This is a genomic window from Novosphingobium sp. FW305-C-30-35 (genome assembly GCF_058783135.1).
The window spans coordinates 1,588,801-1,601,289 of sequence record NZ_JBYSYJ010000001.1 but is presented as its reverse complement, the minus strand read 5'-3'; the positions used below and the strand labels follow the sequence as shown (position 1 = coordinate 1,601,289).

General features: G+C 66.0%; 9 protein-coding genes. 3 read left to right on the top strand and 6 right to left on the bottom strand.

Features of this window, described 5'->3' with window-relative positions:
- Positions 1–72 precede the first annotated feature (72 nt).
- Together gyrB and AC3WLM_RS07915 are read left to right on the top strand one after the other, a co-directional pair.
- Complete coding sequence (gyrB, locus tag AC3WLM_RS07920) at positions 73–2,577, top strand: DNA topoisomerase (ATP-hydrolyzing) subunit B (protein WP_039333424.1); 2,505 nt, start codon at positions 73–75, stop codon at positions 2,575–2,577.
- A 44-nt stretch (positions 2,578–2,621) separates the two neighbouring features.
- Positions 2,622–2,831, top strand: coding sequence for a hypothetical protein (locus AC3WLM_RS07915; RefSeq protein ID WP_052242259.1), 210 nt, complete (start codon positions 2,622–2,624; stop codon positions 2,829–2,831).
- A gap of 102 nt (positions 2,832–2,933) precedes the next feature.
- Here AC3WLM_RS07915 and AC3WLM_RS07910 read toward each other — a convergent pair whose 3' ends face one another.
- From AC3WLM_RS07910 to AC3WLM_RS07900, 3 genes are read right to left on the bottom strand one after another with little or no spacing between them, the layout of a single operon-like run.
- Positions 2,934–5,348, bottom strand: coding sequence for a ligase-associated DNA damage response DEXH box helicase (locus AC3WLM_RS07910; RefSeq protein ID WP_492477070.1), 2,415 nt, complete (start codon positions 5,346–5,348; stop codon positions 2,934–2,936).
- A gap of 22 nt (positions 5,349–5,370) precedes the next feature.
- Positions 5,371–7,143, bottom strand: a complete 1,773-nt coding sequence (locus tag AC3WLM_RS07905; protein ID WP_492477069.1) for a hypothetical protein — start codon at positions 7,141–7,143, stop codon at positions 5,371–5,373.
- Between the two features lie 10 nt (positions 7,144–7,153).
- Positions 7,154–8,872 carry an Hsp70 family protein gene (locus AC3WLM_RS07900; protein WP_492477068.1) on the bottom strand — a complete coding sequence of 573 codons (1,719 nt, stop codon included), beginning with the start codon at positions 8,870–8,872 and terminating at the stop codon, positions 7,154–7,156.
- A gap of 177 nt (positions 8,873–9,049) precedes the next feature.
- Between AC3WLM_RS07900 and AC3WLM_RS07895 the strand changes: the two genes are divergently transcribed.
- Positions 9,050–9,943: a BON domain-containing protein gene (locus AC3WLM_RS07895; RefSeq protein ID WP_492477067.1), complete on the top strand. Its 894-nt coding sequence runs from the start codon at positions 9,050–9,052 to the stop codon at positions 9,941–9,943.
- Here AC3WLM_RS07895 and pgmG read toward each other — a convergent pair.
- From pgmG to AC3WLM_RS07880, 3 genes are read right to left on the bottom strand one after another with little or no spacing between them, the layout of a single operon-like run.
- The gene (pgmG, locus tag AC3WLM_RS07890) at positions 9,927–11,336 is read right to left on the bottom strand and encodes a phosphoglucomutase/phosphomannomutase PgmG (protein ID WP_492477066.1); all 1,410 of its coding nucleotides are present in this window, start codon (positions 11,334–11,336) and stop codon (positions 9,927–9,929) included. The two genes, AC3WLM_RS07895 and pgmG, sit on opposite strands and share 17 nt — an antisense overlap.
- A gap of 24 nt (positions 11,337–11,360) precedes the next feature.
- A complete protein-coding gene (locus AC3WLM_RS07885; protein WP_492477065.1) occupies positions 11,361–11,651 on the bottom strand; it encodes a J domain-containing protein in 291 nt (96 codons plus the stop codon).
- Complete coding sequence (locus tag AC3WLM_RS07880) at positions 11,651–12,481, bottom strand: division plane positioning ATPase MipZ (protein WP_039333436.1); 831 nt, start codon at positions 12,479–12,481, stop codon at positions 11,651–11,653. The genes AC3WLM_RS07885 and AC3WLM_RS07880 overlap by 1 nt, the downstream gene beginning before the upstream one ends.
- Positions 12,482–12,489 lie beyond the last annotated feature (8 nt).

Below are 12,489 nucleotides of genomic sequence, written 5' to 3'. Positions count from 1 at the left end.
TCGGGGCTTTCCCTTGTGTAAAACAGGCCGGATTCGCTTGGGTTTTTGCCCTTTCGTGCCTATGTGCAGACTATGTCGAGCACCAACGAAAACACACCCAACACCAACGCCTATGGCGCCGATTCCATCAAGGTCCTGAAAGGCCTCGATGCGGTGCGCAAACGCCCCGGCATGTACATCGGCGATACCGACGATGGTTCGGGCCTGCACCACATGGTTTTCGAGGTTTCCGACAACGCGATCGACGAGGCTTTGGCCGGTCACTGCGATCTGGTGCTGATCGAATTGAACCCCGATGGCTCGGTCTCGGTGGAAGACAACGGGCGCGGCATCCCGACCGACATTCACGCCGAAGAGGGCGTCTCTGCGGCCGAGGTCATCATGACCCAGCTCCACGCGGGCGGCAAGTTCGAGAATACCTCGGACGACAACGCCTACAAGGTTTCGGGCGGCCTCCATGGCGTCGGCGTGTCGGTGGTCAATGCGCTGTCGGAATGGCTGGAGCTGACGATCTGGCGTGACGGCAAGGAGCACTGGATGAAGTTCGCGCACGGCGATGCCGTTGCGCCGCTGGAAGTGCGCGGGCCGGCGCCGGAAGGCAAGAAGGGCACGCGCGTGACCTTCCAGGCGAGCCACGAGACGTTCAAGAACGTGCTTGAGTTCGATTTCGACAAGCTCGAACACCGCTACCGTGAGCTCGCCTTCCTCAATTCGGGCGTGCGCATCATGCTGCGCGACAAGCGGCACGAGGAAGTGAAGGAGCACGATCTCTATTACGAAGGCGGCATCGCGGCCTTCGTGAAGTATCTCGACCGCAACAAGCAGCCCCTGATGCCCGAGCCTGTGGCGATCTCCGCCAACCGCGATGGCATCGGCATCGACGTCGCGCTCGAATGGAACGACAGCTACTACGAAAACGTTCTGTGCTTTACCAACAACATCCCGCAGCGCGATGGCGGCACGCACCTGGCGGCTTTCCGCGCGGCGCTGACCCGCACGCTGAACGGCTATGCCGAGCGGTCGGGCCTGCTCAAGAAGGAGAAGGTCAGCCTTACCGGCGACGACATGCGCGAAGGCCTCACCGCCATCGTCTCGGTCAAGCTGCCCGATCCGAAGTTCTCCTCGCAGACCAAGGACAAGCTGGTTTCGTCGGAAGTGCGTCAGCCGCTCGAAAGCCTGATGGCCGACAAGATGGTCGAATGGCTGGAGGAAAATCCCGGCCACGCCAAGGCCATCGTGCAGAAGGTGATCGACGCCGCCGCCGCACGCGAAGCGGCCAAGCGCGCCCGTGAGTTGACCCGACGCAAGGGCGCGATGGACATCGCCTCGCTGCCGGGCAAGTTGGCGGACTGCCAGGAGCGCGATCCGGCCAAGTGCGAACTGTTCCTGGTCGAGGGTGACTCGGCAGGTGGTTCGGCCAAGCAGGGGCGCGATCGCAAGACGCAGGCGATTCTGCCCTTGAAGGGCAAGATCCTCAACGTGGAGCGAGCCCGCTTCGATCGCATCATCGGCTCGAAGGAAGTCGGCACGCTGATCCAGGCGATGGGCACCGGCCTGCGCGACGAATTCAACATCGACAAGCTGCGCTATCACAAGATCGTGATCATGACCGACGCCGACGTCGACGGCGCGCATATCCGCACGCTGCTGCTGACGTTCTTCCATCGCCAGATGCCCGAGATCATCAAGGCCGGGCACCTCTTCATCGCCCAGCCGCCGCTCTACAAAGTCGCCAAGGGCCGCAGCGAGGTTTACCTCAAGGATAACGCCGCGATGGACCGCTATCTGGTCGAGGCGGGGCTTTCGGGCCGTATTCTTGAAACCGCCGGTGGTGCGCGCAGCGGCCCCGATCTCGAGGCGCTGGTCGACCATGCCCTGCGCATGCGCAACCTGATGGGCTTCGTGCCGCGCCGCTATAACCCCTCGATTATCGAGGCGCTGGCGCTTTCGGGCGCGCTCGAGCCGGAGATGGGCGCCGAGCAGCGCGATGCTGCTCTCGCCAAGGCGGCAGACTGGCTCAACCGCGGCGATACCGAAGCGCGCTGGAGCGTCGTGGTATCGGAAGAGGGTGGTTATCACGTGCAGCGCCTGTGGCGCGGGGTGACCGATCATCACATGATCGAAGCGGGCTTTCTCGTCAGCGCCGAGGCGCGCAAGCTGGCCAAGCTCGCCGCCGAGAACGCCGAGGTCTATGCCGGGATGGCCCGTCTGGTGCGCGCGACGGCTGCCGAGGCAGAGCCTGCGCCGGTCCTGGCCGAAGGGGATGATGAAGCACCCGCTGCGCCGGCAGCCAAGGTCAAGGATGCAATCACGCGGCCTTCCGAACTGCTCGATGCAGTCTTTGCCGGTGGCCGCAAGGGTCTGTCGATCCAGCGCTACAAGGGCCTTGGCGAGATGAACGCCGAGCAGCTCTGGGAAACCACGCTCGATCCAGACAACCGCTCGCTGTTGCAGGTCAAGGTCGAGGACGCCGACGTGACCGACGAGATCTTCACCCGTCTGATGGGCGACGTGGTGGAGCCGCGCCGCGACTTCATCCAGGAAAACGCGCTCAACGTGGCGAACCTGGACGTTTGATCGTGGCCTTCACCGACGAAATCCCGTGGGACCAGCCCGCCACGATGATCGACCTTGAGGGCCGCGCCCCGATCATCGGCACGATCCGTGACTGTGCGCTGCACTACGGACTCTACAAGCCCCACGCGCGTGACAATGCCCGCGTGCTGCTGACCAAGCCGATCCACCGCGAGGGCCGGGCGACGCGGACGTGGCTGCTCGATCCTTCGGAAATCGCCGAGCTGGCCGACCGGCTGGCGCGCGAGACGAATTGACGAAGAAGCGGGACCCCGGGTCAAGCCCGGGGTGACGAAGGAAATGATGCGCTGAAACAACCGCCACCCCGGACTTGATCCGGGGTCCCGCTTTTTTACGCCTCAATCAGCCCGCATCGCCGCAGCGGCAAGGCTCTCCGCCTCGACCAGAAGCTCATCATCCGCAGCGCCCGCTGGCGTGGTCTCGCGGCCGATCATCACCAGCACCGGCACGGCAAGCGGGCTGACGCGGTCCAGCTCGACGTGGACCAGCTGGCCAGCCGCGCGATCGAGCAGGTCGCCCAGCCGGCCGACGTCGGTCATCCGCGCGCGGGCATCGGCCCATGCGGCCTGGATCAGCAGGTGGTCAGGCTCGTACTTGCGCAGCACGTCGTAGATCAGGTCGGTCGAGAAGGTGACCTGCTTGCCCGACTTGCGCTTGCCCGGATGCTGCCGTTCGACCAGTCCCGAGATCACCGCCACCTCGCGGAAGGCGCGGCGCAGCAGGTGCGATTCCTGCACCCATTCGACGAACTCATGCGCGAGGATGTCGGGTGAGAGCAGCGGCGCGGGATCGAGGACCGGCCTCGCACCCCAAACGGCCAGCGAATAGTCATTGGCGACAAAGCCCAGCGGGGCGAGGCCCAGTTCGTTCATGCGGCGCGTGATCAGCATGCCGAGCGACTGGTTCGCGTTCCAGCCCTCGAACGTGTAGTAGACGGTGTAGTGCTTGTTATGGTGAGGAAAGCTTTCGGCCAGCAGCATGCCTGGCCCCGGCAAGCGGCTGCGCCAGTCCTGCATTTCCAGCCATTCGCGCACGTCATCGGGAAAGCGCAACCAGCCAGCACGATCGACCATCAGCCCCCGCACGCGATCGGACAGGTGCGTGGTCAGCGGCAGGCGCGCGCCCATGTAGCTGGGGATCTGGCCCGGCTTCTTTGCCGCCCGCACGATCAGTTCAAGATCACGCACGCCTTCGACCTCAAGGTCCATCCCGGCAAAGCGGATCGTATCGCCGGGGGAAAGCGTCGCGCCAAAGCTCTCTTCGACCTTGCCGAGCGAACGGCCGTTGCGAAAGCGCACGTCGAGCATTTCGGAATCGACGATGATTCCGGCATTGAGGCGATGGCGCGGCGCATGTTCGGGGTGGGTCAGTCGCCAGGTACCATGCTTGTCGCGCACGATGCGCTTGAAGCGATCATAGGCGCGCAGGGCATAGCCGCCGGTTGCCACGAATTCGAGCACGCGCTGCCACTGCGCTTCATCGACCCAGCGGTAGGGATGGGCGGAGCGGACCTCGGCATGGAGCGCCTTCTCGTCAAACGGTCCGGCGCAGGCGCAGGCCATGACGTGCTGCGCCAGCACGTCGAGCCCGCCGGGGCGGAAGTCCTCGCCATCGCGCCGCCCCTCGTGGACCGCTTCCTGCGCCGCGAAAGCTTCGAGAAATTCGAAGCGGTTGCCGGGCGCAAGCAGTGCCCGGCTGGGGCAATCGAGGCGGTGGTTGGCGCGGCCGATGCGCTGCAGCAGGCGCGACGAGCCCTTGGGTGCGCCCATCTGCACGACCAGGTCGACATCGCCCCAATCGACACCGAGGTCGAGGCTGGCGGTGCAGACCAGTGCGCGCAACTCGCCGCGGGCCATCGCCCCTTCGACCTTGCGCCGCGCTTCCTTCGACAAGGAGCCGTGGTGGATGCCGATCGGCAGCTTGTCGTCGTTGATGTCCCACAGCAGCTGGAAGATGTATTCGGCGAGGAATCGCGTGTTGGTAAAGATCAGGGTGGTCTGGTTGCGCTTTATCTCGTCATAGAGCTGCGGCACGGCCCAGGCGGCGGCATGCCCGCCCCAGGGCACCCGCTCGTCCTCGGGGTTCATGATCGAAAGTTCCGGCCTTGCGCCCGCTTCGCCCTCCACCAGCCGCACCGAAGCAGCATTGCCATCGGGCGCGAGCCACGCGCAGAAGTCCTGCGGATCGGCCAAGGTTGCGGAAAGCGCGGCGCGCCGCATGTCGGGGGCAATCGCCTGCAGCCGCGCCAGCGAGAGCGCGAGAAGATCGCCGCGCTTGCCGGTGGCAAAGGCGTGGACCTCGTCGATTATCACCCGCTTCAGACCCGCGAAGATCGTTGCCGCTTCCGGATAGCTCAGCAGCAAGGACAGCGATTCAGGCGTCGTCAGCAGCACATGCGGCGGCTTGGCGCGCTGGCGGGCCTTGCGGTCCGAAGGCGTATCGCCGCTGCGCGTCTCCACCCGGATAGGCAGGCCGATTTCCTCGATGGGCGTGAGAAGGTTGCGCTGCACGTCATGCGCCAGCGCCTTCAGCGGCGAGACGTAGAGCGTGTGCAGTCCGTCGCCCGGCAGATCATCGCCTGCGAAATCCTGCAGCGTCGGCAGGAACCCCGCCAGCGTCTTGCCCGCGCCGGTATCGGCCACCAGCAGGGCATGATCGCCCGCACGGGCTGCTTCCAGCATCTCGCTCTGGTGACGCCGCACGCGCCAGCTGCGGCTTTCGAACCAGTCAGTGATCGAGGGAGCGAGCGTCATCGCCCCCAAGATAGGCACGGCCTTACAGAACCGAAAGGATCGCCTCTCGTTCTGTCGCCACCTTCCAGCCAAGCGCGGCGTCGATCAGGCCGATGGTCACCGCGCACTGGTCGGCGTCCGAACCCTTGCCACCCATCGCCTGCCGCACGCGCTTGTCGGGTATGCCGGTTTCGGTGATGACCTTGCCGATCAGTTCACCCGGCACGCTTGCCGTCCCCGGCTTGATCCGCTGCGGCGGGCCGAGCTGGCGGGCGTCGAGCATCTTCACCGCAAGGGTGCGTTCGCGTTCCAGCACGGCAGGAGGAACCTTGACCCCGGATGCCATGCGGCGCGTGCGGAGGAAAGCCATGCAGGCATCAGGCCCGGTCTTTCGCGCGGCGCGCAGCAGGTCGGCACGAATGCGCTGCACATCGGCCAGCAGACCCCCTTTTTCGGCAAGCGCAGTCGCATACATGCGTTCGCGCACCAGATCCTGCACTTTCGCGGTGTAGGCCTCATCACTGCTGCCATCTGCGCGCGCGATGGTGCGGTTGGCGCTGAACAGTGCGGCGAGATCGGGCTGGAGCGACTGCAGACCATCGAAGGTGATCTCCGGCCCGAACACGGCGGTAACCGCGCGGCCGACGATTTCCTTCTCTTGCGCACTCTGGCTGATCGAAATCTCCGGCACCGGCGGGGGTTCGGTCGAGCTGTCGTTGCTGCTGAACACGACCCGCAGGATCTGTACGCCGAAGATGACCGCCAACAGGATCAGTCGACCGCTGCTGAACCAGCCCTGCCCGACGTTTGCGCTGGTGTTCTTTTCCCACAGCGCCACGCGCCACGGATCGAAGTAGTGCTCCACTTCCGGAAAGTTCTTGCGCACGCCTTCGAGCAGTTGCTCCACGTCGGCGCGCTTGACGAACCAGCCCTTGCGGCTGCCCTGTTGCGCGGGCGTGGTCAGTTCGTTCCACGCCTTGTGCAGCGGGTGCTTCGGGTCCTGCACCTTTTCGCGGAAGCGCAGGCCGCGCAGGCGGGCGTTGAGGAAGGCTATGGCCGGCCTTTCCGAAACTTGCCCGCGCTCGCTTTCCCAGCCGAAGACCTTGGCGGCAGGCTCCAGCAGCGGGGCCGAGCGTGGCCAGCTGCGGGCAAGGATACCGGCCAGCCAGTTGTCGATCTCGTCAAAGGCGGTGACGCTGACGGTTTCGGCATTGCGCAGCACGGCCTTGAGGTGGCCGAGCGCCATGGCCTCCTCCCAGCCTTCGAGCGGCGGCAGGGTCTCCTCGTCGTCCACCATGTCTGGCAGAAGCAGCCGATAGAGCGCCTGCTCGTGCGCCCATGCCGGCATGACCGCGTCCGAGGTCGGCTCCAGACCCAGCAGGACGGGGCGTTCGAACGGATCGCGCTTGACCGCGATGGCCTGCTCAGCCGGGGCCTGCGCGGCGACGAAACCCGGCGTCACGTCAAGCTTCGGAACCGCCTCGCCGAGCTTGCGCGTCAGGCTGGGATCAACCTCGCCCTTCACTGCAGGGGCGGCATAGAGCCAGCTTGATTGTTCGGCCTCGGGAGCGGCCTCTCCGGCATCCCCGAGCGGCGTCACGCCCGCGAAAGGATCGAACTCCTCATCGGCAGGCGGTGCTGCCTGCATCTTCGCCCAGCGCAGGGCGCTGTCACGCGCCTCGCGCAGCCGGGCATAGCCATCGACGTCCTTGTCGACGTCCATGGCTTTCAGGCGCTCGGCATAGGCGCGCCGGATCGCCGCCACGTCCGGCGTCTTCGCGATCCCGAGGACCTTCCAGGCTTGAGTGGGTGTCATCCCTCTGGCGTCACAGCGGCGGGTTGGCTTCGAGCATGTCGAGAAGCTCTGTCAGCATCGCCGAGGCATCGGCAATGCGCCGCGGTTCCTGGCTGTCGAGCGCTGCCACGAACATGCGGGTGCGGTCACCGATGACGGCGCGGACATCGCCCAGGAATTCCTCGTAGCACCGCTCGGCGCGGGCCAGCAGCGCCTGGTTGCCCGCCTCCTCGCGCGGGTGGTGCTTCAGTGCGGCCAGCGCCTGGCGCCGGGCATCGAGATCCTTCGCGGCCTTGCGGTCTTCCTCGTCGATGATGAGGAGGTTGTGCCTGGCGCCGGTCAGCGGCACTTCCACGTCCACCTCGAGCAGGCCCGAACTGTCGTAGGAGAAGCGCACATCGATCGAGACTTCGCCCGCAGGCTTCGCCGGGACCGGCACCTTGATCTGCCCGAGGTGGACGTTGCCCGAAACCTCGCGCGCCTCGCCCTGGTAGATCTTCACCTCGATCTGCTTCTGGTTGTCGCCCATCGTGCTGTAGATACCAGAACGGCTGACCGGGACCGGGGTGTTGCGTTCGATGATCGGCGAGAACAGGCCCTGCTGGATCGTGCCGCGCGCCGAATGCTCAGCTGTCTCGATGCCCAGCGTAAACGGGCAGACGTCGGTGATGCGGATTTCCTCGAGCCCGCCGTCGCGCGCGATCAGCCCGCCCTGGATGGCCGCGCCGAGCGCCACCGCATGGTCGGGATGGACCGAGGAATTTGGGAAGCGTCCGAACAGGCGCGTGATCGCCTTGCGCACCACCGGCATGCGCGTGGCCCCGCCGACAAGCACGACTTCGCTCAAGGACGCGGCGTCGATCTGGCTGTCGCGCAGGGCGCGCACCACCGGATCGCGCAACCGGCGGATCAGCCCTTCGGCCTGGGCCTCGAATTCGCTCGTGGTGATCGTGGTGGAAAGCCGCTGGTCCTCGACCGTCACTGCAAATTCGGCTTCCTGCCCCTCGCTCAGCGCGCGCTTGGCACGTTCGGCGGCCTGCAGCAGCAGGGCCTGTGCGCGCGGTTCTTCCAGCTTGGCGAGCAGGCCGTCGGGATCGAGCCGCCCACGCACGGCCATCGCCAGAGCGGCATTGAAATCATCACCGCCCAGCCGGTTGTCCCCTGCCGAGGCGCGGACCTCGACGATGCCCTCGAACATCTCGACGATCGAGACGTCGAAAGTGCCTCCGCCCAGGTCGAACACCAGAAACGGCTCGCGCTCGGCCTTGTCCTGCAGGCCGAAGGCGAGCGCGGCGGCGGTTGGTTCGTTGATCAGGCGGCGTACGGTTAGGCCCGCCAGTTCACCGGCGCGGCGGGTCGCCTTGCGCTGGCGGTCGTTGAAATAGGCGGGCACGGTGATGACGGCTTCGGTGGGGCGGGTGCCGGTGCAGGCGGCCACATCGTCGCGCAGGGCCATGAGCATGAGCGCGGACAGGTCCTCGGCAGAGAACTCCTTCTTGCCCAGCTTCACCTTGCGGTCGGTGCCCATGAATCGCTTGAAACTGGTTGCGGTGGCCCCATCCTTGAGGCCCATCCGCTCCAGCGCGGCGGCTCCGACCAGCGTCGTGCCATCGGGCAGGACCGAAACGGCAGAAGGGGTGAGCAGCGCCCCGAGGGCATTCGGCACGAGCTTTGCCTCTCCGCCGTTCTCGTTTGCCTGCCACACGGCCACCGCACTGTTGGTGGTCCCCAGATCGATCCCGATGAGCATTCGTCTTCCTGCAGATATCAACCGGCGTGATGCGACAGGGCCCGCGCGGTTGGCAAGCGCAAAGCGCGCCGGGCAGCAGGCACGACGGGATGGACCGTGGATGCGCCGGGGCGAGGGGGCAGGGCACGCCCCTGTCCGTTTTCTTTCCATGACAACGCCTTGAAAGGAGAAAAAGCCATGGGCCAACGCATGGATTGGAACTCGCGCGACCGCTGGCAGGACGAAGAGCGACGCCAGAGCCGCGATTATTCCGGCGAGTTCGCCCCGGAATTCAACCGGGATCGCAATGACCGCAGCGACCGCGACCGTGACCAGTGGGGTCGCTCCGGCTCGACCGGGGCGTCAACGCCGCTGGGCGATCCGCCAACCGGATGGATGGACCAGGACATGCGCGGCGATCGGCGTACCCACGATTGGGAAGTGGGCGACCGGCACTACACGGGGCAGGCCCGCGCCCCGCAGGGCCGCTCGCGCTGGCGCGATACGGCCAGCGGCAACGCCGCAAACACCGCCGATTATTTCACGGCAGAAGACTATGGCGAAGGCCGTCGTGCCTGGGGCGGGCCAGCCGGATACGGGGCCTATGGCACCGGCTCGGCCGGAGGTTACCCGTCATCCTACGGCTACAGCGGTCGCGGCGGTTACGGCGACCATGATCCCCGCGGCTTTTTCGACCGTGCTGTCGACGAGGTGCGCGGCTGGTTCGGCGCTGATGACGACCGGGACAATAGCCGACGAGGGGGCCAGCGCGAGAGCCATCGCGGAAAGGGCCCGGACGACTACACGCGCTCGGACGAACGCATCCGCGAGGACGCCAACGATCGCCTGACCGACGACCATCACATTGATGCGCGCCAGATCACGGTGATGGTCACCGAAGGTGAAGTGACGCTGGCCGGCACGGTTGGCAGCCGCGCCGAAAAGCGCCGCGCGGAAGACGTCGTCGAGGACATCGGCGGGGTGAAGCACGTGCAAAACAACCTGCGCGTGAAGGCCGGCAGTGGTCTCGAAGGCCAGGGCGGCACGCTGGGCTGGGGCAACGGCGACCGTTCGGTCACGCCGGACGCCTGATCCCCACGGCAGCAAGGCGGGTGTCGACTTCGGCCATGAGCCGGTCGAGCCCGCCTTGGTCGGCGGACTCCGCGCGAACCACCAGCACATCCTCGGTGTTGGATGATCGCAGCAACCACCAGCCGTCGGCCGTGTCGACGCGTACGCCGTCGGTGTCGTTCACCTCGGCGCCATCCGTGCGGAGATTCTGCAATACCTCGGCCACCGCTGTGGCTTTCCGTTCGCGGGGTACGGCGAAGCGCAACTCGGGCGTCGTGACCATTTCGGGCATGGCATCGCGCATCTGCGTGACCGACTTGCCCAGCCTGACGGTTGCCGCGATCAGCCTGACGGCGGCATAGAGCGCATCGTCATATCCGAAATAACGGTCGGCAAAGAACATGTGGCCGCTCATTTCCCCGGCCAGCGGGGCAAGTGTCTCCTTCATTTTGGACTTGATCGGCGAATGCCCGGTTTTCCACATCAGGGGCGTTCCGCCCAGCTCTGCAATGCGTGCAAACAGCGTTGAGCTGGCTTTCACATCGGCGATAATCGTGGATTTCGGGCGCTCGCGCAGGACTTCCTCGGCATAGATCGCCAGGAGCTGGTCGGCCCAGAGCACGCGACCCCGGCCATCGACAGCCCCGATCCTGTCTCCATCCCCGTCGAATGCCAGTCCGAAGTCGAGGCTTCCCGCCGCGACAGCGCGGCGAAGATCGGTGAGATTGGCTTCCACAGTCGGATCAGGATGATGGTTGGGAAAATGGCCGTCCACGCTCGTGTGAAGAAGGACATGCCGACCGGGCAGCCGGGCGGTCAACGCCTTGATCAGGGGGCCGGCAGCGCCGTTGCCCGCGTCCCAGCCGATGGCGAGTCCTTGCAGCACATCCAGGCCGATGCCATCCAGCACGCCGATCAGGCAATCGACGTAGGCGGCGGAAACGTCGGCGTGCTCGACGCGCCCGTTGCCGGAAGTCCACGCGCCTTCCTCGGCGATCCGCCCGAGATCGACTATGTCGCTCCCGAAGAACGCCGCACCTTCAAGTACCATCTTGAAGCCATTGTGATTGGCGGGATTGTGGCTGCCGGTTACCTGAATGCCGCCCTGCACCTCTGGGGCTAACCCGCCCGAACCGGGCGTTGCCGCAAAGTAGAGCATCGGGCTTGGTCCCAGCCCGATCCGCACCACGTCAACCCCGCTGGCGGTCAGTCCTTCGACCAGCGCATGTTCCAGCACCGGCGTGCTGATGCGCCCGTCGCAGCCGACCGCTACGCGGGCGCCGCCACGTGATCGTACCACCGAGCCAAAACTGCGCCCCACCGCGCGGGCATCGTCCGCACTCAGCGTTTCGCCGAAGACGCCGCGAATATCGTATTCGCGCAGGATCGAAGGGTGGAAGCGGTGCGCGGTCATCCGGTTGCTGCCTCGGCGACCCGATCAGGCCCCGCGCCGGTCGGCCAGCCGCGCCAGCAGCAGGTCGCGCGCGGCATTTGCCTCATGCACGGCTTCGTTGCTGCCGCCGCGATCGGGATGGACCTTCTGGAGCAGGCGGCGATGCGCCTCGATCACTTCGTCATATCCCGCCTGCGGCCCGATGCCGAGGAGGTTGCGCGCCCGCGCCTCGTTGGCGGCGCGTGGGTCTCCTTGCAAAAGCTCCCACGGCCAGCGCCCTGCCAGCAGCTTGCACGCAAGACTGGCCAGGATCGCAAACGTGAGCAGCTTGATCATCAGGCGGCGCTTTCCAGCTTCGGTTCGGGTGCGGTCTTGCCCGGCATCGGCAGGTTGAGGCCCGAGACCAGCGTGCGCAATTCCTGCCGTGCGACGAGGTGGCTCGTGCCCAGTTCGCCCAGGTGCCCCTTGTCGAGCAGGGTCAGCCCGCTCGGGAACAGTTCGCGATAGATCACGCGCTCCGAAAGGCCGCTCGCCACGCGGAAGCCGACGCGCTTGGACAGTTCGGTCAGCGCCTGGTCGATACGGCGCTGGTTGCGCGCTTCGGTATAGCCGGTGCGGTTGCGCACCACGACCCAGTCCATCTCGCGGCGCGCGTCCTTGATCGTTGCCATCGCCCGCTTCTTGCGCGCTTCCCAGATCAGCTCGGCATAGAACGACAGGCGGCGCACTTTGAAGGTTTCGGCATCGACCTGGCCGATCAGGTCGAAGTCGACGAAGCTGTCGTTGAGCGGGGTGACCAGCGAATCCGCCCGCGTCGCAACGTGGCGGGCCAGCACGTCGTCACGTCCGGGCGTGTCGAAGATGATGAAGTCGTGGTTTTGCGAAAGCCGCTCGGTCAGCGCGTCGAGCTCCTCGATGCTGTCCCCGCCATAGACCTCGAACGTCGCGGTCGGCAGCGTGATCTCGCGCCGGCGCATCGTCTCGGCGCGGTTCTCGAAGTAGCGGTGCATCGTGCGCTGGCGGGCATCGAGGTCGATCGTCGCCACGCGAGCGCCCTGGTAGGCGAGGGCAACAGCGACGTGGACCGCCGTCGTCGACTTGCCGGTACCGCCCTTTTCATTGGCGAAGACGATGCGATGCGGGCCAAGGGACGAGGCGCTGGACAAGGCTGGTA